The organism is Chryseobacterium sp. ERMR1:04 (assembly GCF_001297705.1).
GTDB lineage: Bacteria > Bacteroidota > Bacteroidia > Flavobacteriales > Weeksellaceae > Chryseobacterium.
The window spans coordinates 932,041-955,613 of the sequence record NZ_LIRF01000008.1 but is presented as its reverse complement, the minus strand read 5'-3'; the positions used below and the strand labels follow the sequence as shown (position 1 = coordinate 955,613).

The following is a 23,573-nucleotide window of genomic DNA, read 5'->3' as shown; positions in this document are numbered from 1 at the left end:
GTTGAGACTTTTAACTTGTATAAAACGCTTAAATAATTATGCGTTTGGTTCTACAGATACAAAAGATCTGTTGTTTGCTTTCTTTCTGAAAACTACTTTACCGTCTACTAGAGCAAATAAAGTGTGGTCTTTACCCATTCCCACGTTAGTACCTGGGTGGTGTTGAGTACCTCTTTGTCTGATAATAATATTACCGGCAATAGCTTCTTGTCCTCCGAAAATCTTCACACCTAGTCTTTTAGAATGAGATTCTCTACCGTTTTTGGAACTACCAACTCCTTTCTTATGTGCCATTTTATTTTAAGGTTTTTTGGTTTAAATTATTCTGCGCTTTCAGCAGCGTCAGCTTTTTTAGTTGTTTTCTTAGCAGGCTTTTCTGCTTTTTTAGCTCCATCAAAACCAGTAATACCAGTGATTTGAATTTGAGTTAAAGATTGTCTGTGACCATTTTTAACTTGGTAACCTTTTCTTCTTTTCTTCTTGAAAATGATTACTTTATCAGCCTTTACGTGGTCTAAGATTTCAGCATCTACTACGATACCGCTTACAGCTGGGGCGCCAACAGTGATAGAACCATTTACAGTAAGAAGAATTTTATCGAAAGATACTTTATCTCCTTTTTCTCCTTTCAAACGGTTCACAAACAACTTCTGGTCTTGCTCAACTTTATATTGAAGCCCTGCTATTTCTACAATTGCAAACATTGTTTATAAATTTTTAGTTAATTCGAGGTGCAAATATAAGAATTAATTTCCAATTAACTAACAACCAGAACAATCTTTTTCAACCAATAAACATTTCACTATGTATTGAATAATTTTCAATGGTAAAATACACGTTCATAACAGATTATTTTATACCTTCGTTTTCACCAAAAAAAAATTTGACATGAAAAGAAACTTTAATTTCTGCTTACTAGCAGGGGCAATTGCTGCATTCTCATTGACAGCATGTAACGACGACAAAATGGAAGAAACCGTTCTTCCTGAATCTCAAACAGAAAATTTAAAAATTGATCAACCCGGAGATTTGCAAAAGCAATGTTCCTATGTAGATCAGAACTGGAGCTCTACCGCTGTTTTAAAAACAACCCTTAAAACAACAGCAGAAACCAATTTCATGAATGCACAAATGTCCAACATCATCAGTCTTTGGGGAGGAACCAGCCTTACCTTCAGATTTGTTGATGATGCATCAAATCCTAACTCAACGTACAATGCAATTTCGTATTCCAATGGAAAAATCTACTATGGATACGCCATTTTTTATGATGCAAAAGCAAAAGGTGGCGACATCGTAAACGCCATGATCCTTGCTCATGAATATGGGCACCAACTTCAATACCGTTATAATTTACCTTCTGTAAGTGAATCTACGGCACGACCAAACGAATTAGAAGCTGATGGTTTTGCCGGATATTATTTAAGAAGACCAAACGGTTATAACAAAACAGATTTCACCCAAATTGCTGCCGCTTATGAATTTGCACAAAGCATCGGAGACAATCAAACCACAAGTCCTGGCCATCACGGAACCCCACCACAAAGAAGATCTGCCGTTCGTTTAGGCTTCCTTTTAGGGCAATACAATCTTACAGCTGCCGATTTCGATTATAACTTCTTCTATTATTATCAAGGAGTTTTAAATGGAACTTACAAACAGGCAAAAAATACCAGAAATCCTGAAATTGACGCTTACATGAGTCAATATGTGGATGAATTAAGAAAAATTCAGTCTGGAGAAATTTCAGCAGAAGAATTTAAGCAACTTAAGTAAACATTCATTTTTAGTATATTTAATAAAGGAGGTAAACGATTCGTTTTACCTCCTTTTATTTATATAAAAAATCCCCAAACTTTAATTAATTTTGACCTTCATCATAATATACTCATGAATAGAGACCTCTACATTGATTTTGCAAAAGGATTAGCAACGCTTTCCATTATATTTATTCATACCGCTTTCTGGTCCGGACAATTTTATATTCCTACGGAGGTAAGGGTATTTTCTTTAGTTTTTGATGTTGCTCTATTTTACGCTTTAAGTGGAATTACATCTGGTAATAATATTGAAAAAACACTTTACAGGCTATTAAAACTACAGATCACCTACATGATCTTCGTAACATTTTTATTTTTCCTTGATTACTTTTTTAAAGTTTTTGGACTCAACTTTTTCTCTTTAGAATGGTTACAGAAATTTTATTCAACATTCGGTTCAAAATATGCCACCACGAGTATTTCAATGGAACCGCAATGGCAAAACTTAGGAAATTGGTATCTTCATCAATATACAAACGCAGATACTTTCCCTGTTGTGATGGGAAGTTTTTGGTATTTAAAAGTATATTTTATTCTAACCGTTTTCGGCGTTTTAATTTTAAGATTTTTCCCAAAGCATATCAATTGGTTCATCGGAATTTGTATTGCTCTGACTTTACTATTTAATATATTCCCATGGTTTTATCCTACAGGACAAGTTGGTTATGTAGCATTTTATATGGCGATTTTCTTAATCGCGAACAGAATGCGAGGTAAAAAAGTTCCGACTAAAATGATTCCCGTTCTTTACGGAATTGTTGCTGCTGCACTAGCCTGGATGTTTTGGTATTATGGAACTGAGATCTTTTATCAAATCAATAAAAACAAATTCCCTCCCAAGATTCCTTATATCATATGGACTTTATTTTCTTTGACTACCCTATTCGTCTTTTACAACAGATTAAAAATCACGAAAGAAAGCTTTATTACTTACATTGGGAAAAATGCCATCTTTTTCTATTTTGCTCAGGGAATCAGCTCGTCTTTGGTCTATTTTCTGGTGGTTCCATTGAAAGAAAACATGCCTTGGTGGATTTTGATGGTCTTAATTTATGCTATTAATATAATTTTAGCTTTTATAATTTCAACAGGATTGAAGAAAGTTGATAATTTTGGATGGCGTATATTAGAATTTCTAAGAAAAAAGACAGCTTCATAGTTATCTGCTATCAATTTCAAATAAAATCATATTTCTTATCGCAATTTATTTTAATTTTACAGAAAATTCAGAATATGTTTAAGTTGAAACTTCTTACCGACCCAAGATGGGCTAATATTGCAGAAGGAAACCTCGGAGAAATTTTGACCGACCATGCTTGGTGTGAACAGAAAGCGACAACAAATGCTATTAGCTTGATCAATATGCTTCCTGAACATCCAGAAATTATAACGGAACTTATTGCCATCGCTCAGGAAGAGCTTGACCATTTTAGTCAGGTTCATGAATTTATTAAGAAAAGAGGATTTGTTTTCGGAAAGGCAAGAAAGGATGATTATGTCAATGAATTGGCTAAATTTGTCGTTCAGGGAACAAGGGAAGATCTTATTGTTGACAAATTACTTTTCGCTGCCATGATTGAAGCGAGAAGCTGTGAAAGGTTCAAAGTGCTTACTGAAAATATTAAAGATGAAGAGTTGATTGTTTTCTACAGAGAACTCATGATCTCAGAAGCCAATCATTATACTACTTTCATTGGGTTTGCAAGACAATTGGGAGATCCTGAAAAAGTAAACAAACGTTGGGAAGAATGGCTGGAATATGAAGCCAATATCATCAAATCATACGGAAACAAAGAAACAATACACGGTTAAAATAAATACAGTAAACAGACGTTGAAAAAATTCACTTTCGAGAATATAACCAATTTCTTTCTGAAAAATTTCTTTCAGGGATTGGTCATTATTGGCCCTATCGGACTTACCATTTTTGTGATTTGGTATGTTATCACCTCGGTTGACAATATTATTCCGTCGGTTGCCAAAGAAATTCCGGGGTTGGTTTTTATCTCAACGATTTTAATTACTGCTCTTCTAGGATTTTTAGGGAATAAATTTGTTGTCGGAAAATTCTTTTTCGATCTGGTAGATCGTTTACTAGAGAAAACTCCCGGCGTAAAACATATTTACACCCCTACAAAAGACGTAATGTCTTCATTTGTAGGAGACAAAAAGAAATTCAATGATCCTGTTTGGGTAAAAACCAATGAAAACCCAGAGATCTGGAGAATCGGATTTTTAACGCAAAAAGAAATGGAAGATGTAGACAAACATAATTATGTTGCCGTTTATCTTCCACATTCGTACGCTATTTCCGGTTGGGTAATTGTGACTGAAGAAAAAAACATCAAACCTGTAGTGGGAATGACTGCGGCTTCGGCAATGAAATTTGCTGTAAGTGGTGGTGTAGCAGGCTTCCATTCAGACGATAATATATTTAAAGCTCCAGAGTAAGCTTCTTTTACTTTTTTAAATATACTTGATGAATTTGAATTTATTTCAAACAAATTTTCTTTACAAACAATCTAATATAAAATATCATGAATTTACCGTACGCGGAACCTTTCCGCATTAAGATGATTGAAGAAATCCGTCAATCAACCAAAGAAGAAAGAGAGCAGTGGCTTAAAGATGCTAACTATAATTTATTTAATCTAAAATCTTCGCAGGTTTACATTGATCTTTTAACAGATTCAGGAACAGGAGCAATGTCTGACAGACAATGGGGAGCGTTGATGACAGGAGACGAAAGTTATGCAGGTTCTCGTTCATTCGAACAATTACATCAAACTGTACAGGATATCACAGGTTTCAAATATCTTTTACCTACACACCAAGGAAGAGCTGCTGAGAACGTTTTGTTTTCAGTATTAGTAAAAGATGGTGATGTAGTTCCAGGAAACTCTCACTTTGACACAACAAAAGGACACATCGAATTAAGAAAAGCACACGCAATCGACTGTACGATTGATGAAGCTTTTGATATTAATAATCTACATCCATTCAAAGGAAATATTGATCTTGAAAAACTGGAAGAAGTTTATAAAAGTCATCCAAAAGAAAAAATTCCTTTCTGTTTAGTTACCATTACATGTAACTCTTCAGGAGGGCAGCCGGTTTCTCTGGAAAATATGAAAGCAGTAAGAGAACTTTCTAATCAATATGGAATTCCTGTTTTCTTCGACTCAGCAAGATTCGCAGAAAATGCTTATTTCATCAAAAAGAGAGAGAAAGGGCAAGAAAATAGAACGATTAAAGACATCTGTAAAGAAGTTTTCTCTTACGGAGACGGAATGACGATGAGTTCTAAAAAAGACGGGCTGGTAAACATCGGAGGATTTATTGCGTTAAATAGCGAAGAAATTTTCAGAAAAGCATCTAGCTTCACCATTATCTACGAAGGTTTTATTACCTATGGTGGTATGGCTGGAAGAGATATGGCAGCTTTAGCAGTAGGTCTTGATGAAGCAACAGAATTTGCTTATTTGGAAGGCAGAATTTCTCAGGTTGAATATCTTGGTCACAAATTAATTGAATACGGAATTCCTGTTCAGAAACCCATCGGTGGACACGCAGTTTTTATTGATTCTTTAAATTTCTTACCTAATGTTGACCGTTCAGAATTCCCTGCACAGACTTTAGGACTTGAGATCTATAAAGAAGCCGGAATCAGAACCGTGGAAATCGGAACTTTATTGGCAGACAGAGATCCTCAAACAAGAGAAAACCGTTATCCTAAACTAGAATTGGTTCGTTTAGCAATTCCTAGAAGAACGTATACAAATAATCACATGGATTATATTGCAGCCGCAATCAAAAACGTTTACGAAAGACGTGATGAAATTGCAAAAGGTTACAAAATAACATGGGAACCAGAGCTTTTAAGACACTTCACCGTACAACTGGAAGAAGCATAAAAATGAAAACCGAGATTTATTCTCGGTTTTTTTTATTTCATAGAGAAAAACAAATTCCATCAACTTAAATATTACCTACCAAACATTTATAATTATTTAAATTTTACTAATAATCATCAAAACCAATACTTGATTAGTGAATTATTAAAATATATTGCTTTTTAATAGCGTTTTAAAAACAAAAATCAATACATTTGAAATAATTACCAATCATCAAATATGAGAAAAAGATATGTGAGTGCCTTTTTTCTTGGCGCATCAGCTTTCTTTTATGCTCAGGAAATTAAAGACACTATTTCTAAAGAAGCTAAAATAGAGGAAGTTGCGATTACAGGAAGTCGAAACAAAAAAAGAACAGTAACCAATACGCCTGTTCCTATTGATATCATCGACATTAAGCAAGTCAGTCAAGCCACAGGACAAGTAGAAGTTAACCAACTTTTACAGTTCGCCGCACCTTCTTTCAATTCTAATAAACAATCCGGATCAGATGGAGCTGATGCTGTAGACCCTGCAACCTTAAGAGGCCTAGGTCCTGATCAAACTTTACTTTTATTAAATGGTAAGAGGTACCACCAATCATCATTGATCAATCTTTTCGGAACAAAAGGAAGAGGAAACACAGGATCGGATATGAATACCATTCCGATCGGAGCCATAAAAAGAATAGAAGTTCTTCGTGATGGCGCTGCCGCGCAATATGGTTCTGATGCTATCGCAGGGGTGATTAATGTAATTCTAAACGACCGCAACAAAGGTTTTGAAGGCAATGCTTTCTACGGAATGAATCTTTTTAAGAGTCCAGGAAACAAAGATGTTGTATCAGATCGAAAAATAGATGGAATTACATTTGATTTTAGTGGAAATCTAGGAACTAAAATAGGATCAAAGGGAGGATTCGGAAATTTTACCTTAGAATTTATCAATAAAGAACATTCTATCAGAAATGCAAATCCTGAATTCTATACCGCTCCAAGACAACGCTTTGGGGATGCTAAATCTCAGAACGTTTATTTCTTCGGAAACATAGAAGTTCCTTTATCTGATGGGCTAAAATTCTATTCCCGCCAAGGCTTTTCTCAACGAAGAACAAATTCTTATGCATGGACAAGAACTGCGGATGCAGACGGAAACGTGCCTGAAGTTTATCCTAACGGTTTTAATCCTATTCAGAATACGAGCATCACAGATTTTACGTTTGATAATGGCTTAAAATTTAAAGTCGCCGATTGGGATGTAGATTTCTACAATGCTTTTGGCAGCAATAGATTTACGTATCAGATCGATAATACCATTAATGCTACTTTAGGGGTAAATTCACCGACAAGTTTTAATGCAGGAGGACATGCACTTTTACAAAATACCACAGGTTTTAACGCTTCAAAACATTTTGATGTTCTAGAAGGATTAAATATTGCTTTCGGATCTGAGTTCAGGTATGAAAAATTTAATGTTATCAAAGGGGAAGAAGGCTCTTATGCGATGTATGACATCAATGGAAACATTGTTACCCAAAACACAGATCCAAGTCTTTTGGTAACTGTTCCAAGCTCCTCTCCATTACGATATAGACCCGGTGGCTCACAAGGATTCCCTGGATATTCTCAGGAGGTCAATAAAAGCAGGAATAATTTTGCTGCTTACGTAGACACCGAACTGGATATTACCAAAAAATGGATGATCAGTATCGCCGGAAGATTTGAAAATTACAATGATTTTGGAAGTACCATTAACGGAAAAATTGCAACAAGATATGCCATTACGCCTCAATTGGCATTCAGAGGTTCTGCTTCCACAGGCTTCAGAGCTCCTTCATTAGCACAGAAATATTATAGTTTACAATATACCAATTTCCAAGGAGGCCAATTAGTAACCATCCAGCTTCCTTCTAATGACAGTAATTTAGCGAAAGCAGCAGGAATCCCTCAATTAAAACAAGAAACGTCGTTGAACGGAAGTGCCGGATTTACCTTTAATGCAGGAAAATTCACCGCTACAATTGACGGATATTACATCAAGGTAAAAGACAGAATTGTGTTAACTGGTAATTTTGCAAAAGCAGATCTTCCACAAGAAGCACAAGACGAATATCCTTTTATTGACCAGGCTCAATTTTTTTCTAATGCTATTGATACCCGTACAAAAGGGGTAGATATTATTCTTAATTACAATGAAAACTTGGGCAAAGGAAAATTAACGGCAACACTCGCCGGAAATTATAATGAAATGGAAATTACAAAAGTACACACTTCTCCATTATTAGCCGGAAAAGAAGACATTTATATAAGCCCAAGAGAAAGAGCTTTTATATTGGCTTCTGCTCCTAAAACCAAGATCAACCTAAATTTAAATTATAAAATAAAAGGCTTCAATGCCAATCTTCAGTTGGTAAGATTTGACAAAGTAACATTAATAGGCTACGGAGGTGCGGACGATTTCCAGATCTACAATCCTCGAGTTACCACCGATCTATCTTTCGGGTATGATTTCACTAAAAATGTAAGCTTAACCATTGGAAGTAAGAATCTATTCAACCGATATCCAACATTACAAAAAGCGGCTGTTTCTGATGGAGATACCGAATCTGGAGGTATTTTCGACCCTGTACAAATGGGATTCGCAGGAAGACAAGCCTTTGCAAGATTTAATTTCAGATTTTAATATATATTTTAAGCAATAATGCTTCTGAAAATCAGAAGCATTATGTTTTTATTTTTTTGAAATTTTATAGAGTTTACCACTATCTGTTACCGCATAAAGATTTCCATCTGAGCCATCTAACACATCTCTGAATCTTTCTTTCTGATCTGCTAAAAGACGCTCCTCTCCTACTACTTTATTATCTTTCATCACAATTCTGTTAATATGTTCACCACTTAAACAACCGATGATCAGGTTGCCTTTCCATTCCTCCATATTTCCGGTATAGAAAGTAACGCCACTTGGTGAGATCACAGGATCCCAATAATATACAGGTTGCTCGGTTCCTTCTTTTTGAGTAATTCCCTTTCCTACTTTTTCACCTGAATATTCAATTCCGTAGGTAACATCTCCCCAACCATAATTTTTTCCGGGTTTGATTAAATTAATCTCGTCTCCACCTCGCGGTCCCATTTCTACATCCCATAAATTTCCATTAGGATCAATCGCCATTCCTTGAGGATTCCTCACTCCATACGCATAAATCTCAGGCTTGAATCCAGCCTTTCCAATGAATGGATTTCCTGGAGCAGGCTTACCATCTTTTGTTATTTTTAAAATTTTACCTAAATAATTATCTGTTTTTTGAGCATACACTCTTGTCTGTTTATCCGATCTTTCTCCTATACTTACAAACAAATTTCCGTCTTTATCAAAAGCCAATCTGCTTCCGTAATGCTTATCTCCATCATAAGAAGGTTCCGCACGGAAAATTACTTTTACTTCGGAGATGTTTTTTAAATCTGCCGAAAGTTTTCCTTTAGCCACAGAAGTTAAATTCCCATCACCAAAAGGCTCAGAAAAACTAAAATAAATGATCATATTGGTTTTAAAATCCGGGTCAAGCGCCACATCAAGCATTCCGCCCTGCCCTTTTGAATCTACTTTTGGAAATCCTTCAATTTTAGAAACTTGCTTTCCATCCGTTGAAACCACATTTATATAGCCTCTTTTATCAGTAATTAAAAATTTGCCATCCGGTAAGTTGATGATTCCCCAAGGTTTTCCAAGATCTTTACTGAGGATTTCGACACTATATGCCGTTGAAGTTTTTACAGCCTTTATTCTTGTTTGCCCTACAAATGCGGGTTTATAATTAGAATTTGGCTTTTCTGTTTCTACACTTCCGTCTTTACTTATTTGCTGCGCATTCGCATTATTCTTTTTACACGACGACAATAGTAAAAACAAACTTAAAGCTGGCACATAATATTTATTGATTTTCATAGTATTACAATTAGTGATAATCAAAGAAATGGAAAAATAGTGCCATAAAAATTTGTGAATTTAATTTTTTATTCTACATTTGTAGAGCGAGATGTAACACTGTAGAATATGAACGAAATAAAATTAACAGATTCTGAAAAAGACCTCATGGAAATTCTTTGGGAAAAAGAAAAAGCTTTCATGAAAGAAATTTTAGATATTTATCCTGAGCCTAAACCAGCTACAACAACGGTTGCTACTCTGTTGAAGAGAATGCAGAACAAAGATCTGGTAGGATACACATTATATGGAAATTCCCGTGAGTACTATCCAAAAGTAGCCAAAGGGGAATATTTCAAGGAAGAAATGACTTCTATGATTGACCGTTTTTTCAATAGTTCGGTGACACAGTTTGCCTCTTTTTTTACAAAAAACGCAGAATTGTCTCAAAGCCAACTGAAAGAACTTCGCGAAATTATTGACAAACAAATAGACGAATAACATGATCCCGATTATTCTAAAAATAATTTTATGCACTACACTGCTTATTGCTTTGTATTATTTGTTTTTGGAAAGAGAGAAAATGCATCAGTTTAACCGATTTTATTTAATTTTTTCACTGGTATTTTCTTATGTGATTCCTTTTATAACGATCACAACAGAATTTCCAAAGCCCAGCAACAATCCACAGCTAATCTTTGAAGAAGCAACACATCAGTTAACGGCCCATCCCTCACAACAGGAAAGTTTTAACTGGATGAATATCATTTGGATAGTTTATGGAATCGTAACCTGCATTCTTTTGATAAAAGCAATTATTTCTGTTGCAAGAATCAACAATTTACAAGGAAAAGAAATCAACTATCAAGGTCAACAAATAAAAATAACTCATAAAAACATTTCTCCTTTTAGTTTTTGGAAAACGATTTATCTGGGGAAAAACTATTTCAAAAATAATGAGATAGATTCGAGAATTTTCCTGCACGAAAAGGGACATGTAAAACAAAAACATAGCATCGACCTATTATTAATTGAAATTCTGAAAATAGTTACTTGGTTTAATCCTGCGCTATATTTTTACAAAAAAGCAATGGTGACCAATCATGAGTTTTTGGCCGACGAATATGTTCTGAAAAATAATTATAATATTAAAGACTATCAAAATTTAATACTTAACGAACTTATTTCTGGACAAAACTATAACCTTACGCATACATTCAATTTTAATAACACCAAAAAACGATTTATTATGATGAACAGAAAAAAAACAAAATTAGTTGGATTGAAAAAAGTGATTAGCATTCCAATCTTAGTCATTGCCTTTGGACTATTCGTACAAAAAACGTACGCCAATGATTCAAATCCTACAATACCATTGCTTACAAAAAAAGCAGAGGTTAAAAAAGCACAAAATATCACACCAATTCAGCAAATTGTAGAAGACACAAAACAGTTGCTAGAAAGCAAGGAGGTAAAACACACAAATGAGGAAAAGCAGGCTGTAGACACCATTCGTCCGAAAAGTAAAAAATCACTTCCCGAATCTGCACAACCCAAACAGGAAACGGTTGCGACAACTACATCATCAGAAAACATTATAAATCCTGAGTATCCCGGAGGTATTAATCAGTTGAGAAAAAATATTGCGAATATTTTTGATGCTTCAAAAATGAAGCCTTCAACAGGTAAAGCGTTCATAAAAACTGAAATTGAATACGTTATTAACAAAGAAGGAAGTGTTGAACATATAATGATCAATGGCGACAATGAAATTTTCAATAATGAAGTAAAAACAGCTTTCTTAAAAGCAAATGAAGGTGCAAAATGGCAACCCGCGACAAAAGACGGAACAGTAATAAGCTACACCATGAGACTTCCAATAACAATGAGCTTTCAATAGAGTTTATGAATAAATTTAGCAAGAGTCCGATTCAGGACTCTTTTTTATTTCATAAATTTGATATATGAATTTTAATCTTCAATCAGAATATAAACCAACCGGCGACCAACCTGTAGCCATTGAAAAACTTACCGAAGGAATTGAAATTGGTGAGAAATATCAGACTTTATTGGGTGTTACCGGATCCGGGAAAACATTTACGGTGGCCAACGTTGTTCAAAACGTACAAAGGCCAACAATTGTTATGGCCCACAATAAAACGTTGGCGGCACAGCTTTTCATGGAATTTAAAGAGTTTTTTCCTGACAATGCTGTTGAGTATTTTGTGAGTTACTACGACTATTATCAACCGGAGGCCTACATTGCCACAACCGGAACTTATATTGAAAAAGACTTAAGCATCAATGAAGAGGTTGAAAAACTACGTCTTTCTGCCATTGCAAGTTTACTTTCCGGCAGACGAGATGTTTTGATCGTAGCTTCTGTATCTTGTATTTATGGGGTGGGAAATCCTGCAGAATTCCACAAGTCTTTAATTTCACTTGCCATTGGAGAAAAAATAACAAGAACATCGCTTTTACACTCTTTAGTTAATGCTTTATACTCCAGAACATTAAGTGACTTTCAACGAGGTACATTTAGGGTAAAAGGAGACGTTATTGATGTCTTTCCTGCGTATGCAGACAATGCGGTAAGAATTCAGTTCTTTGGGGATGAGATTGAAAAAATTCAGAGCTTTGATCCTGTTTCTGGAAATGTGACGGCTAGTTTTGATCAAATACAAATTTATCCTGCCAACCTTTTTGTGACCTCCAAAGAAACCTTGAATGGAGCCATTAAATCTATTCAGGATGACATGGTAAAACAAGTGGATTTCTTTAGCGAAATAGGAAAACCTTTAGAAGCCAAAAGATTACAGGAAAGAACCGAACTCGATCTTGAAATGATTAAAGAATTAGGCTATTGTTCTGGTATTGAGAATTATTCTCGTTATTTGGATGGCAGACTTCCAGGATCCAGACCTTTCTGTTTATTGGATTATTTCCCTAAAGATTATTTAATGGTGATTGATGAAAGTCACGTTACCGTTCCCCAGGTTCATGCGATGTACGGAGGCGACAGAAGCAGAAAAGAAGCTTTGGTAGAATATGGATTCCGACTTCCCGCAGCCATGGACAACAGACCTTTGAAGTTTGAAGAATATGAATCAATCCAAAATCAGGTCATCTATGTTTCTGCAACCCCTGCCGATTATGAATTAGAGAAATCAGGAGGTACTTATATTGAACAGATTATTCGCCCAACCGGATTATTGGATCCTGTAATTGAAGTAAGACCAAGCCAAAATCAGATTGATGATTTAATGGAGGAAATCCAGAAAAGAACTGATCTTGATGAAAGGGTTTTAGTCACTACTTTAACCAAGAAAATGGCGGAAGAATTAACCAAATACTTCACAAAATTCGGAATTCGAACAAGATATATTCACTCAGACGTTGAAACCTTGGAACGTATTCAGATTATGCATGATCTGCGTGTTGGTCTTTTTGATGTTCTTATTGGGGTCAACTTATTGAGAGAAGGGTTAGATTTACCAGAAGTTTCGTTGGTTGCTATTTTAGACGCCGACAAAGAAGGAATGCTAAGAAGCAGAAGATCAATGATTCAGACGGTTGGTCGTGCTGCAAGAAACCTTAATGGTAAAGCGATTTTATATGCCGATAAAATGACAAAATCTATGCAGGCAACGATAGATGAAACTGCGTATCGTCGTGAAAAACAAATTCAATACAACAAAGACCATAACAAGGTTCCAACTGCCTTGAATAAGAAGATCTCTGAGAATTTAGTCGGCCGAAGCAAAGATTTCCCTGATGAAAAATATACTCAAAAACAGATCTTACAAAAAGTTGCCGAAGTAAAAGCAACCTACGCCAGCGAAGATGTTGAAAAAATGATCGTTCAAAAGCAGAAAGAAATGGAAGCAGCAGCTAAAAACCTTGATTTCATTAAAGCAGCCAAACTTAGAGATGAAATTGCTGTCTTAAAGGATTAATTTGATTTAAATATAAAATAGTTTCGGCGGCACCAAAGGTGCCGCCGAAACTTTATACTAAAACTTATACGTCTTATTTTTTAGCTTATCATAATTCACCGTTCCTCCTCGAAGAGGCGTCAGTAAATCCATTAAGCCATTTATTTTTATTTCGTAAATCGTTGAAAGTTGCATTCCCAGTTTTCCTGGTGGCATTCCTTTGCTATGAAACCATTCAAGATAACTTACTGGAAGATCTGCAAGAATTACCCCTTTATGCTTCCCGAAAGGCATCTTCATTACACAAATCTCTTTTAATATTTCCGGGTTTATTCCTTCTACCATTTTATTTTAAACTATTAAATCAATTTTATTGTCTTGCTCTTCATCTTTATCGGACAACTGCAGATCCGGAGGCGTATCTTCATCTGAAAACTCATTTCTATATACTTGGATTAGGAGAAGCGTAAGAGAGATCAGAATCGGTCCGAAGATCAATCCCATAAACCCAAACAGATTCATTCCCATGATAATTCCAAATACGGTATTTAAGGGATGAATATCTTCCAACTTTTTAAGAAGCGTAAAGCGTAATAAATTATCGGTTAAACCTACAATCACTAAACAGTAAGCAGCCAAACCAAGTCCGTGCCCGGTATCTCCTTCTGCAATCATAAAAATACAGATAGGAATATAAACAATTGCCGCTCCCACGATTGGAATCATTGAGCCTACTGCAGTTAATGCAAAAAGTAAAACAGGACTGGGCGCCCCAAAAATAAAGTAACCGATTAAAGCCACCAAACCTTGCCCAAGAGCTACCACAGGAATCCCGATGGCGTTGGCCATGATTAGCTTTCTCATCTTCTCCCCTATCAAAGACACATTAGATCTTTTCAACGGAGCAGATGATGCAAGAATACGTTCAAAAAAACGAGGGGTAGCCAACATGAAATAAAGAATAAAATACATAGACATGATTACGGTAAGCGTATTAAATGTCCCGCTAACTGCTTTCGTTGAAACCTGTCCTACAGAATTTTTCAACTTGCCCATGTTTTCCTTACTCAATATATCAAAGCCTGTTTCCGAAAAAATATACGTGTGTATCTTTTCCAAAAACACATTAAACTTCGTCATATAAACCTGCGCATTTCCAAACTTTTCAATTAAAAGCTCGGCAATAAAATAAATAGGTAAAATAAGAATAATCAAACTCGCAAGCATCAGCACCAATGATGAAAGCCACGGTTTCCATTTTCTTTGTTCCTGCAGGTAGAAATTATATTTTCGGCAAAGAACATAAATGGTAATTGCTCCCAACACAGAAGGTATAAAAAGAGCAAGGTTAAAACAAATTAATCCCGCCAACACCAAAATGATAGCAAGTAATGAAACCTGCTTTATCACCACACTGCTTATTTGTTTATCTTTATTCAATCCTATTATTTTTTAAATATGAGTTGTCTCGGTTTTCCCAGGTAAGCACAATATGCTGAGTACATTACGATCATGATGAACGGAGCCGTAAGGATAATCCCAATACAACACAGCACAAGACCCGAAACACTGATTAATAATCCTAATAATGCTACTCCCAAAAACGTACCGTAATTTTCTTTTGCGATATTAAAAGTCTTGCTAATAGCGTCCATTGCTGTTGCATTTTCAAACAAAAGAATAGGATATCCTAAAAGGAAAAACGGGAAAACAAAGAAGAACGGAATTCCACACATCGCAGCAGAAACCCCTAATATGATTGATGTAACTAAACTATACAACAAAATATTTCCTACATTTTGACGGTACCCAATAAACAGGTCTGAAAATTCTATCGCGTTTTTAGTATTAAACTTATTGGCAATATAGATCAATCCAACATAAATAGGCGAAAGTAAAATTCCCAAAATACTCGAAAATGAGTAGTATAATGAAAACCCAGGCTTTCTCCAGTATTCGTAATTTGTATAATCACCATCCAGATCTCTAAAATCACTAAACCCACTCCAAGAATTGAATCCTGTAATAGATTGTAGGATAAAATCTCCTATAATATAGATAATCATTGAAACTAATGCATAGAGAAAAATCCCTTTATACATTTCAAAAGCGTGAGAAATAATGGATCCTGCTTCCTTACTAGGAACAGAACCTTGTTGGTCAAACTCGTCAAATTCAGACATGGTTAATTATTTTATGATTTTACCAAATTTAACTTTATTTTGATAAAAACACAGTAAACAATCCAAAATTTAACTCTTTTCTGAAAAAACTGTTTTATAAAGTGAATAAATCATCGCATTCCAAAACGGAAATGTAAACAGTCCTCCAATTAAAAATAAACCAAAACCTAAATATTTAAAAAAGAATGCCACAAGAATACAAACAAATATTTCTAAGAAATACATTTTCAAAGCTTTAAAGTTTAATGAAATAGCTTCAAAGATTCTTTTGTCTGTAAAAAACATCAGCGGAGCAACGAAAATGGTAATAAAAACCCAAACCACAGGAAGAATGATTGTCTGTGCAACCATTAAATACGTGAAAAACCAAAAGATATAATATCCAATATATTTAAAGAAATTAAGACCGTTATATCCCGCAAATAAATCGCCAATAACAATTTTTTCTTTTAAATCCATTTTTTTAAAAATCTGAAATAATCCAAGATTCAGAGGAAAAAGGAAAATGATGGTCCCAAAAATCCCATACATAAACTTTTGATAATTATCCGTTTGTGATATTTCAGAAGTTTTTGCCAAATATTCGCTTGTTCCGATTTTGAAAGCCTCTACCAATTCCTGATTCATTTCCCAAATTCCGTACTTAGCTGCAAAGAATGAGATTGAGGTAAAAAATATCGCAAAATATATGATGGAAAACATCAATTGATAGATCAATGTTTTATTCCAATAAAAAAAAGCTTGTTTTAGTATAAAGTCAATTCCCGGTTTCTGAGGATATTTGTTCTGCATTAAAAATATTTTGTGCAAAAGTAAACATCAATAAGTACTTTTGCCGAATGTTTTCAGTGAATCATCAAAAATTTATGGAAATGGACGAACTTTCTCTTCAGAAGGTTCCCTATTTTTTTGTTATCGACTTCCTTACAGAGAATGTTGAAATCTATAAAGAGAATGAAATTGAAAAATCAGGCTTATTAATTGATTTTCAAACATTTTCAACCGCAAAAAACAAGCAGGAATTACATAAAAAAATAGAATGGAAATCATTTCCTGAAACCTTAGAAAGCTTTAAATCAGGCTTTGATAAAGTTCAGCAAAACATTCGTCTTGGAAATTCTTATTTAACCAACTATACCCGAAAAACACGAATAGAGACCAATTTGACCCTTGAAGAAATTTTCTATCACTCAAATGCAAAATACAAGGTTTTTTATAAAGATTTTTTTGTATTTTTTTCTCCTGAAACTTTTGTGAAGATTATCGACGGCAAAATTTTGACTTATCCGATGAAGGGAACCATTGATGCTTCCTTGGAAAATGCAGCAGAAACCCTGAAAAATGATAAAAAAGAAAAGGCCGAACATTATACCGTTGTAGATTTACTTCGCAATGATCTTAGCATGGTGGCAAATGAGGTGAAGGTTGATAAATTTCAACACATTGATTTCATTAAGACGCAACAAAAAGATTTGTATGCCATGAGTTCAGAGATCTCAGGAAATTTGAAAACCGAATTTAGAGGAAAAGTAGGAAGTATTATGAAAAAACTACTTCCGGCAGGTTCTATTTTAGGAGCTCCAAAGCCCAAAACATTAGAGATAACCCTAAAGGCAGAAGGATATGACAGAGGATATTATACAGGAGTTTGCGGTTGGTTTGATGGTGAAAGCCTCGACAGTTGTGTAATGATTCGCTTTATTGAAAAAGAAAACAGTACATTGTACTTTAAAAGCGGAGGCGGAATAACGCACATGAGTAGATTAGAAGACGAGTATCAGGAAATGAAAAATAAAATTTATGTCCCAATTCATTGAAAGTATTAAAGTAGAAGATCAGGAAGTGTTCCTGTTAGACATTCATCAAAAAAGAGTAAATCAAACCTTTGCCCACTTTGGGAAAGAAGGTTCTATTGATTTGGCTAAAATTTTTAAAAGCCTGGAGCATGATGAAGACGGAATGTATAAACTAAGAATCTCTTACGATTTAGACAAAAGAATCCGTACCCAAATGATTCCTTATGCGATTCCTGAAATACAGGATTTCCAATTGGTTGAAAACAACAGTTTCGACTATTCTTTCAAATTTGAAGACCGAAAAGAGTTGGAAAGAATGAAAACGAAGTCTAAGGCTGAAGAAATCATTATTGTAAAAAATAATCATATCACAGACACCTCATTCTCTAACATTTTGTTCTTAAAAGGGAAAGATTGGTTTACGCCAACAACCTATCTGTTAAACGGAGTTCAAAGACAGAACCTTTTGAAGAATAAAAAGATAAAAGAGCAGGAAATTACTTTACAAAATATCAAACAATACACCCATTTTCAACTCATCAATGCGATGAATGATTTTGATGATATGTTTATTTACCCAATAGATCGAATTATCAATCTACCGGGTAATCAAGAATATTTAGATTTTTAATACTATTTCATAAAGTCAAAATAAGCCTTTAAAACATCGGCGCTATTTTTACCATACGTATTCACTTCCAATATTTTAGGTTGTGCATCCGGTTTGAAGAAATTATCTAACACACGGTCAAGCGTTGCTTCATCTTCCACTCTTGTGTAAGAGAATCCGAAATGCTTGGCAAGGTGTTCCGCATTTTTACGGTGCTTCGTTGCAATAAATTCGTCTAAAGTATTTGGGTTGGCATTTCCAGGCCCCGGAATAATCTTAAAGATATTCCCTTCCCCATTATTGAAGATCATAATTCTTACAAATGGTGGAATATATTGATTCCAAAGACCATTAATATCGTAGAAAAAACTTAGATCTCCGGTAATTAACAATGTCGGATTGGCATTTTTAATAGCAAACCCCATCGCCGTTGAGGTAGAACCATCAATTCCGCTTGTACCTCGGTTACAGTATATTTTTCTTTTCCCAAAATCAAATAACTGCGCATATCTTATCGCCGAACTATTGCTTACATGAATATTATAATTCTCAGGAACCGTTTCTGAAACTTTATTAAAGAAATAGAAATCAGAATATTCTACGGTATTTAAAAATTCTAGATGTTTAGCATCTTTTTTATCTCGTAAAACATCCCAAAGATTAAAATAAGGCCTTGGCTCTAGATTAATGAATTTCAACAATTTAGAAAAGAACAATTCTGGTTTAACTTCTATTTTTTCTGTTAATGAAAAATAAGTATCAGGCTGCCAAACTTCATCCAAATGCCAATGTTGTTTTGGGCGTGCGCTTCTTAAAAATTGTTTTACTTTTTTAGAAACTACATTCTGCCCGATGGTTATTAAGAGATCAGGAGCGTATGTTTTATAGTCTTCTTCCGTAAAATTGAAAATATAACGATCAATATGTCTAAAAAATTTATCATGATGCACATTAGAATTTGCCTCACTTAAAACCACCACAGAATGATTTTTAACCAACTGAGAAAGCTGACTTTCCAATTCAGGACTGTAGTCTTTTGTTCCAACCAAAAGAAGAATTCTTTGTGAAGTATGCCAATCTGCAATTAAGGTAGACGGAATTTCATATTCCTTGTGCTTAATTGTTTTCTCAACCGTAGGAAAAGTAGGAAGTTCAGAAACCAATTCATACAAAGGCTCTTCCAACGGGATATTAATATGAACCGGACCTTGTTTTTCAAAACAAAGCTCAATTGCTTTTTTAATAATATCAAAATTAATCTCCTCGGCGTTTTCCTTACTGTCTTCTAAGAGTTGGAAATCACCATAAGAATGCTGATGAAAAATATTTTGCTGTCTAATGGTCTGCCCATCAAAAATATCTACAAAATCTGTGGGTCTGTCTGCACTTAATATCAAAAGTGGAATATTCTGATAAAATGCTTCTGTAACGGCAGGATAATAATTGGCAACAGCCGAACCACTTGTACAGGTAACTGCAACAGGCTTTTTTTCGCTTTGGGCCATCCCTATTCCAACAAAAGCGGCACTTCTTTCGTCTACAATACTGAAACAGTTAAAACTATCCATTTCTGAAAAATGAATCGCTAACGGGGCATTTCTAGATCCCGGTGAAATAACAATATCTAAAATTCCGTACTGCTGAAGGAGGTGCGCAAGTATTTGAATACTTCTCTTAGAAGAATATTTTTTCATGAGTACAAATTTAACTTATAAATCCTTAATTCTAAAAAAATTTAATTCAAAAAAGATGTAATTTTGCACCACGTTAAATTTCTAAAAATGGATAAAATACCTAGTGTAGACCTGCGTGATTTCCTTTCGGGTGAACCGGAACGCAAACAGAAATTTGTAAATGAAATCGGAAAAGCTTACGAAGAGATTGGTTTTGTGGCCTTAAAAGGACACTTTCTTAATGACCAATTGGTAGAAGACCTGTACGGAGAAGTGAAAAACTTTTTTGAACTTCCCACAGAGACTAAACAACAGTATGAAATTCCAGGAATTGGTGGCCAAAGAGGCTATGTAGGATTCGGTAAAGAAACTGCAAAAGGATTCAAAAAAGGAGACTTAAAAGAATTTTGGCATTTCGGACAATATGTGTCTGATGATTCAAAATACAAAAAAGAATATCCTGACAATGTGATTGTTGATGAACTTCCAAAATTCAATGAAGTAGGTAAAGAAACGTACCAAATGCTTGAGAAAACAGGAAAATCTGTTTTACAGGCGTTGGCATTGTATCTTGATCTTGATGAGTTTTATTTTGATGACAAAATTGCAGAAGGAAACTCTATTTTAAGACCTATTCATTATCCACCTATTACTCAGGAGCCGGATGATGCGGTAAGAGCAGCTGCTCACGGAGACATCAATCTGATTACGCTTTTGATGGGATCTCAAGGAAAAGGACTTCAGGTTCAAAACCATGATGGTGAATGGATTGATGCTATTGCCGAACCAGATGAATTGGTGATCAACGTTGGAGATATGTTATCAAGACATACCAACAACAAATTGAAATCTACGATTCACAGAGTGGTAAATCCACCAAGAGAATCGTGGGGAACTTCAAGATATTCTATCCCTTTCTTTATGCATCCAGTAAGCGGAATGTCATTAAACGCTCTTGAAAATTGTGTTAATGAAAACAACCCTAAGTTATATGAAGATACAACTGCAGGAGAGTTTTTACACGAAAGATTGATTGAATTAGGGTTAATAAAAAAATAACCCAAAAACCTTATTTGGTATATAATTTTTTAATTATATTTACTTTACTATCAAAATTTTAATTAAATCAATATGAAAAATTTAAAGAAATTAAGTAAAGGCCAACTAAAAGGCATTTCGGGAGCAGGAGGAATTAAACTTCCAGAACCTGAATTTTGTAACTATTACTGCAGCGGAGTTGTCATTTGTGCAGCTTGCAGCAATGATTTCAAATGTCCGGACAATTCAATGTAATTGAAATTCAAAAACATGTATAAGAAAACCGTTCCTTTTTGGAGCGGTTTTTTGTTTTCCGTTGCTATGATTACATTAAAAAAAGGATCAGTTTTAACTCAATTATGAGATAAAACATGGGCAATATTAGCCATAGAAAGACTTCCATGAAAAATAATTCAAAACAGATTGACATATGACTATTTTGAGTATCTTTATTTTACCATCAAACTAAAAATAATATGAAAAATCTAAAGAAATTAAGCAAAGACAAATTGAAAAGCATTTCAGGGGGAGAAAGCTATCCTTTTCCCGGAGAATGTTTTTATATATGTAATGGAATTATGTATCGCGAATTGTGTAGACGAGAATTTATCTGCCCTGAAGGCGAACCCGTTTAGAAATAACAAACTTGCTATATAAAATACCGTTTCTTTTTGGAGCGGTTTTTTGTTCCTTATTATTTAAACACTAATACTGTTCACAAATAAAACACAATCATCTGTGAAAATTCTTATAATCTGCGGAAAAAAAATCAATCAAACAGCCTCAATTGCTGATCTTTCGCTCCCGTAAAATTAGCCGTTGATAATTTAGGAAACTCTTTGCCATCAAAAAATTTCTTTCTTCCTATTTTAAAGGTATTGTGAATCATTTCTGCAATATTCCCTTGTCCATTCTGTCTTTCAAAATATCTTTTATCTCCTAAGTTTCCTCCTCGCGTTGAACGAATTAAGTTTAAAACTTTCTGAGCTCTGTCCGGAAAATGAGTTTCAATCCACTGTACAAAAACAGGTTCTACCGTATCATTCAATCTTACTAAATTATACCCAAAACTTTGAGCCCCGGCATCAGAAATCGCTTTTAAAATATTTAAAGGCTCATCACTATTCAACCCCGGAATCATTGGCGCAACCATCACATGTACAGGAACTTTACTCTCAGAAAGAGTTTCAATTGCTTTTAGTTTATTCTTGGAAGAACTGGTCCGTGGCTCCATTTTTCTTCTTAACTCTTCATTCATCGTAGGAATGCTTAAAGAAACAGAAACTAAATTCTGTTCAGCAAGGGGTTTTAGAATATCCAGATCTCTCAAAACTAAAGCATTTTTTGTCAGAATATTGACAGGGTGTCTGTAATCAAGACAAACTTGCAGTAATTTTCTAGTAATCTCAAATTGTCTTTCGGCAGGCTGATAGCAATCCGTATTTCCAGAAAGCAAAATTGACGCAGGTTTATAGCCTCTTTTTTGGAAAAATTTCTCTAATAATTCTGGTGCATTTTTCTTCACCATAATTTTTCTTTCAAAATCAATTCCCGCGCTATAGCCCCAGTATTCATGAGTAGGTCTTGCAAAACAATAAGAACATCCATGCTCACAACCCTGATAAGGATTCATTGAATATTCCATCGGAAGATCTTCACTCTTCACCTGATTCACAATCGTTTTCGGAAAAATCTCCGTAAAAGAGGTCTTTACAGATTCAAAATCTTCTTCATCGGGCTCATAGGTAAACCTGTCGAAACGGTTGATAATATTTCGCTGAGCGCCTTGACCTTTTATACTGTTTTCGTTCTGCATTTTCTGATGTAAAAATAGAATGGAATCTTCAAAAAATAATGCGTTTTAACACTAAAGTTTTCCACAAAAATATCCAACACTAAAAAAGTATTGGATATTAAAAAAAACTGATTAAATATATATTTTTACTACTTCAGCGCATAAAATTCTATTCCATGATATTCGTCATCTTGATTTTTACCATCAAAATGTCTGTGATAATCTGAATAAGAATCACTGTATTGTTTATTTTTTTTACCTAATACTTTTTTAATGCCTATAAAACTTAATACTGCCAAAAGCCCAACACTTCCTGCCAGTATAACTCCGACTTCTTTTTTCATATTTTGCCCGATTTATTACTTGGGATATTGCAAAAAGTGTACCTATTTTATTTATTTTAATTATAAATTTTGTTAACATTAAACTTAATTTTCAAGAAAAATATAATTCATCAAAAAATCAATGTTTTAGTGCTAATGGTTTAATTCTTGTAGTAAATCAATAAAATATTATTATGGATAGCTCAGAATATATGGATCGTATGACAACTCTAAGTCAGGTAATGAAAACCTTATCTGAACGAGGCATACACCGAGAATTCAGAATGAATGAAAGCTGTGAAATGAAGCTAGATAACTCAGAAAAAAACTATGCACCCACTGACTTAACCATCTTAAAAACATATCGTTTTGAAGGCGATAGCAATCCGGACGACAATGCAGTGCTATATGTTTTAAAAGATAATGATGGAAACCGTGGCATGATTATAGACTCTTATGGAGCAGACAGCAATTATCCAGGCGAAGAATTCGATAAATTCCTAAGAGATATCCCCGTTCAGGAGAGCGAAGAATTTAATCTTTAAAAATCAAATATAATCTGCCGGTTAATGAGACTGGT

General features: G+C 34.5%; 24 protein-coding genes and 1 pseudogene. 15 read left to right on the top strand and 10 right to left on the bottom strand.

Annotated elements, in window-relative coordinates; all coding sequences use genetic code 11:
* Positions 1–36: 36 nt before the first annotated feature.
* Both rpmA and rplU read right to left on the bottom strand, forming a co-directional pair.
* Positions 37–294, bottom strand: coding sequence for a 50S ribosomal protein L27 (gene rpmA, locus AMQ68_RS21585; protein ID WP_034701234.1), 258 nt, complete (start codon positions 292–294; stop codon positions 37–39).
* Between the two features lie 29 nt (positions 295–323).
* Positions 324–704, bottom strand: a pseudogene (gene rplU / locus AMQ68_RS21580) (50S ribosomal protein L21); the annotation flags it as partial.
* A 184-nt stretch (positions 705–888) separates the two neighbouring features.
* Between rplU and AMQ68_RS21575 the strand changes: the two are divergent.
* From AMQ68_RS21575 to AMQ68_RS21550, 6 genes are all read left to right on the top strand, one after another.
* Positions 889–1,776, top strand: coding sequence for a metalloprotease (locus tag AMQ68_RS21575; RefSeq protein ID WP_054512640.1), 888 nt, complete (start codon positions 889–891; stop codon positions 1,774–1,776).
* Between the two features lie 114 nt (positions 1,777–1,890).
* Positions 1,891–2,979: an acyltransferase family protein gene (locus AMQ68_RS21570; protein WP_054512639.1), complete on the top strand. Its 1,089-nt coding sequence runs from the start codon at positions 1,891–1,893 to the stop codon at positions 2,977–2,979.
* Positions 2,980–3,053: 74 nt separating this feature from the next.
* Complete coding sequence (locus tag AMQ68_RS21565) at positions 3,054–3,632, top strand: tRNA-(ms[2]io[6]A)-hydroxylase (protein ID WP_054512894.1); 579 nt, start codon at positions 3,054–3,056, stop codon at positions 3,630–3,632.
* A 21-nt stretch (positions 3,633–3,653) separates the two neighbouring features.
* A complete protein-coding gene (locus AMQ68_RS21560) occupies positions 3,654–4,271 on the top strand; it encodes a DUF502 domain-containing protein (RefSeq protein ID WP_054512638.1) in 618 nt (205 codons plus the stop codon).
* A gap of 86 nt (positions 4,272–4,357) precedes the next feature.
* On the top strand, positions 4,358–5,734 hold the full coding sequence (locus AMQ68_RS21555; protein ID WP_054512637.1) for a tryptophanase: 1,377 nt from the start codon (positions 4,358–4,360) through the stop codon (positions 5,732–5,734).
* 219 nt (positions 5,735–5,953) lie between these two features.
* Positions 5,954–8,395, top strand: a complete 2,442-nt coding sequence (locus tag AMQ68_RS21550; RefSeq protein ID WP_054512636.1) for a TonB-dependent siderophore receptor — start codon at positions 5,954–5,956, stop codon at positions 8,393–8,395.
* A gap of 48 nt (positions 8,396–8,443) precedes the next feature.
* Here the strand turns inward: AMQ68_RS21550 and AMQ68_RS21545 are convergent, their stop codons facing one another.
* On the bottom strand, positions 8,444–9,661 hold the full coding sequence (locus AMQ68_RS21545) for a PQQ-dependent sugar dehydrogenase (RefSeq protein ID WP_054512635.1): 1,218 nt from the start codon (positions 9,659–9,661) through the stop codon (positions 8,444–8,446).
* A 108-nt stretch (positions 9,662–9,769) separates the two neighbouring features.
* Here AMQ68_RS21545 and AMQ68_RS21540 point away from each other — a divergent pair, with 108 nt between their 5' ends.
* From AMQ68_RS21540 to uvrB, 3 genes are all read left to right on the top strand, one after another.
* Complete coding sequence (locus tag AMQ68_RS21540; protein ID WP_054512634.1) at positions 9,770–10,141, top strand: BlaI/MecI/CopY family transcriptional regulator; 372 nt, start codon at positions 9,770–9,772, stop codon at positions 10,139–10,141.
* Position 10,142: 1 nt separating this feature from the next.
* Positions 10,143–11,540 (top strand): M56 family metallopeptidase, encoded by a 1,398-nt coding sequence (locus AMQ68_RS21535; RefSeq protein ID WP_054512633.1) that lies wholly within the window; start codon positions 10,143–10,145, stop codon positions 11,538–11,540.
* 64 nt (positions 11,541–11,604) lie between these two features.
* Positions 11,605–13,596, top strand: coding sequence for an excinuclease ABC subunit UvrB (gene uvrB / locus AMQ68_RS21530; protein WP_054512632.1), 1,992 nt, complete (start codon positions 11,605–11,607; stop codon positions 13,594–13,596).
* Positions 13,597–13,653: 57 nt separating this feature from the next.
* Here uvrB and AMQ68_RS21525 read toward each other — a convergent pair whose 3' ends face one another.
* From AMQ68_RS21525 to AMQ68_RS21510, 4 genes are all read right to left on the bottom strand, one after another.
* Complete coding sequence (locus AMQ68_RS21525; protein WP_054512893.1) at positions 13,654–13,908, bottom strand: DUF3820 family protein; 255 nt, start codon at positions 13,906–13,908, stop codon at positions 13,654–13,656.
* Positions 13,909–13,926: 18 nt separating this feature from the next.
* Positions 13,927–15,024 (bottom strand): AI-2E family transporter, encoded by a 1,098-nt coding sequence (locus tag AMQ68_RS21520; protein WP_123905752.1) that lies wholly within the window; start codon positions 15,022–15,024, stop codon positions 13,927–13,929.
* Positions 15,021–15,758: a hypothetical protein gene (locus AMQ68_RS21515; protein WP_054512630.1), complete on the bottom strand. Its 738-nt coding sequence runs from the start codon at positions 15,756–15,758 to the stop codon at positions 15,021–15,023. Before AMQ68_RS21515 ends, AMQ68_RS21520 begins: the two co-directional genes overlap by 4 nt.
* A gap of 69 nt (positions 15,759–15,827) precedes the next feature.
* Positions 15,828–16,550, bottom strand: coding sequence for a hypothetical protein (locus AMQ68_RS21510; RefSeq protein WP_054512629.1), 723 nt, complete (start codon positions 16,548–16,550; stop codon positions 15,828–15,830).
* 47 nt (positions 16,551–16,597) lie between these two features.
* Between AMQ68_RS21510 and AMQ68_RS21505 the strand changes: the two genes are divergently transcribed.
* Complete coding sequence (locus AMQ68_RS21505) at positions 16,598–17,575, top strand: aminodeoxychorismate synthase component I (protein ID WP_054512628.1); 978 nt, start codon at positions 16,598–16,600, stop codon at positions 17,573–17,575.
* Positions 17,559–18,185 (top strand): aminotransferase class IV, encoded by a 627-nt coding sequence (locus tag AMQ68_RS21500; protein WP_054512627.1) that lies wholly within the window; start codon positions 17,559–17,561, stop codon positions 18,183–18,185. Before AMQ68_RS21505 ends, AMQ68_RS21500 begins: the two co-directional genes overlap by 17 nt.
* Positions 18,186–18,187: 2 nt before the next feature.
* Here AMQ68_RS21500 and menD read toward each other — a convergent pair whose 3' ends face one another.
* A complete protein-coding gene (gene menD, locus AMQ68_RS21495) occupies positions 18,188–19,858 on the bottom strand; it encodes a 2-succinyl-5-enolpyruvyl-6-hydroxy-3-cyclohexene-1-carboxylic-acid synthase (RefSeq protein WP_054512626.1) in 1,671 nt (556 codons plus the stop codon).
* A gap of 87 nt (positions 19,859–19,945) precedes the next feature.
* On the opposite strand from menD, the gene AMQ68_RS21490 reads away from it, so the two are divergent.
* From AMQ68_RS21490 to AMQ68_RS25160, 3 genes are all read left to right on the top strand, one after another.
* Positions 19,946–20,896 (top strand): isopenicillin N synthase family oxygenase, encoded by a 951-nt coding sequence (locus AMQ68_RS21490; RefSeq protein WP_054512625.1) that lies wholly within the window; start codon positions 19,946–19,948, stop codon positions 20,894–20,896.
* Between the two features lie 72 nt (positions 20,897–20,968).
* A complete protein-coding gene (locus tag AMQ68_RS25440; protein ID WP_185113412.1) occupies positions 20,969–21,130 on the top strand; it encodes a hypothetical protein in 162 nt (53 codons plus the stop codon).
* A 221-nt stretch (positions 21,131–21,351) separates the two neighbouring features.
* The gene (locus AMQ68_RS25160) at positions 21,352–21,510 is read left to right on the top strand and encodes a bacteriocin (protein WP_123905751.1); all 159 of its coding nucleotides are present in this window, start codon (positions 21,352–21,354) and stop codon (positions 21,508–21,510) included.
* Between the two features lie 134 nt (positions 21,511–21,644).
* Here the strand turns inward: AMQ68_RS25160 and AMQ68_RS21485 are convergent, their stop codons facing one another.
* Positions 21,645–22,691 (bottom strand): PA0069 family radical SAM protein, encoded by a 1,047-nt coding sequence (locus AMQ68_RS21485; RefSeq protein WP_054512624.1) that lies wholly within the window; start codon positions 22,689–22,691, stop codon positions 21,645–21,647.
* Between the two features lie 128 nt (positions 22,692–22,819).
* Positions 22,820–23,014 carry a hypothetical protein gene (locus AMQ68_RS21480; protein WP_054512623.1) on the bottom strand — a complete coding sequence of 65 codons (195 nt, stop codon included), beginning with the start codon at positions 23,012–23,014 and terminating at the stop codon, positions 22,820–22,822.
* Between the two features lie 173 nt (positions 23,015–23,187).
* On the opposite strand from AMQ68_RS21480, the gene AMQ68_RS21475 reads away from it, so the two are divergent.
* Complete coding sequence (locus tag AMQ68_RS21475; RefSeq protein ID WP_054512622.1) at positions 23,188–23,538, top strand: hypothetical protein; 351 nt, start codon at positions 23,188–23,190, stop codon at positions 23,536–23,538.
* The last annotated feature ends 35 nt before the right edge of the window (positions 23,539–23,573 follow it).

What these genes read in the sequence shown, in the direction of transcription:
- rpmA (WP_034701234.1), bottom strand. Translation starts at nt 294, where the DNA reads ATGGCACATAAGAAAGGAGTTGGTAGTTCCAAAAACGGTAGAGAATCT.
- AMQ68_RS21575 (WP_054512640.1), top strand. Translation starts at nt 889, where the DNA reads ATGAAAAGAAACTTTAATTTCTGCTTACTAGCAGGGGCAATTGCTGCA.
- AMQ68_RS21570 (WP_054512639.1), top strand. Translation starts at nt 1,891, where the DNA reads ATGAATAGAGACCTCTACATTGATTTTGCAAAAGGATTAGCAACGCTT.
- AMQ68_RS21565 (WP_054512894.1), top strand. Translation starts at nt 3,054, where the DNA reads ATGTTTAAGTTGAAACTTCTTACCGACCCAAGATGGGCTAATATTGCA.
- AMQ68_RS21555 (WP_054512637.1), top strand. Translation starts at nt 4,358, where the DNA reads ATGAATTTACCGTACGCGGAACCTTTCCGCATTAAGATGATTGAAGAA.
- AMQ68_RS21550 (WP_054512636.1), top strand. Translation starts at nt 5,954, where the DNA reads ATGAGAAAAAGATATGTGAGTGCCTTTTTTCTTGGCGCATCAGCTTTC.
- AMQ68_RS21545 (WP_054512635.1), bottom strand. Translation starts at nt 9,661, where the DNA reads ATGAAAATCAATAAATATTATGTGCCAGCTTTAAGTTTGTTTTTACTA.
- AMQ68_RS21540 (WP_054512634.1), top strand. Translation starts at nt 9,770, where the DNA reads ATGAACGAAATAAAATTAACAGATTCTGAAAAAGACCTCATGGAAATT.
- AMQ68_RS21535 (WP_054512633.1), top strand. Translation starts at nt 10,143, where the DNA reads ATGATCCCGATTATTCTAAAAATAATTTTATGCACTACACTGCTTATT.
- uvrB (WP_054512632.1), top strand. Translation starts at nt 11,605, where the DNA reads ATGAATTTTAATCTTCAATCAGAATATAAACCAACCGGCGACCAACCT.
- AMQ68_RS21515 (WP_054512630.1), bottom strand. Translation starts at nt 15,758, where the DNA reads ATGTCTGAATTTGACGAGTTTGACCAACAAGGTTCTGTTCCTAGTAAG.
- AMQ68_RS21510 (WP_054512629.1), bottom strand. Translation starts at nt 16,550, where the DNA reads ATGCAGAACAAATATCCTCAGAAACCGGGAATTGACTTTATACTAAAA.
- AMQ68_RS21505 (WP_054512628.1), top strand. Translation starts at nt 16,598, where the DNA reads ATGTTTTCAGTGAATCATCAAAAATTTATGGAAATGGACGAACTTTCT.
- AMQ68_RS21500 (WP_054512627.1), top strand. Translation starts at nt 17,559, where the DNA reads ATGTCCCAATTCATTGAAAGTATTAAAGTAGAAGATCAGGAAGTGTTC.
- menD (WP_054512626.1), bottom strand. Translation starts at nt 19,858, where the DNA reads ATGAAAAAATATTCTTCTAAGAGAAGTATTCAAATACTTGCGCACCTC.
- AMQ68_RS21490 (WP_054512625.1), top strand. Translation starts at nt 19,946, where the DNA reads ATGGATAAAATACCTAGTGTAGACCTGCGTGATTTCCTTTCGGGTGAA.
- AMQ68_RS25440 (WP_185113412.1), top strand. Translation starts at nt 20,969, where the DNA reads ATGAAAAATTTAAAGAAATTAAGTAAAGGCCAACTAAAAGGCATTTCG.
- AMQ68_RS25160 (WP_123905751.1), top strand. Translation starts at nt 21,352, where the DNA reads ATGAAAAATCTAAAGAAATTAAGCAAAGACAAATTGAAAAGCATTTCA.
- AMQ68_RS21485 (WP_054512624.1), bottom strand. Translation starts at nt 22,691, where the DNA reads ATGCAGAACGAAAACAGTATAAAAGGTCAAGGCGCTCAGCGAAATATT.
- AMQ68_RS21480 (WP_054512623.1), bottom strand. Translation starts at nt 23,014, where the DNA reads ATGAAAAAAGAAGTCGGAGTTATACTGGCAGGAAGTGTTGGGCTTTTG.
- AMQ68_RS21475 (WP_054512622.1), top strand. Translation starts at nt 23,188, where the DNA reads ATGGATAGCTCAGAATATATGGATCGTATGACAACTCTAAGTCAGGTA.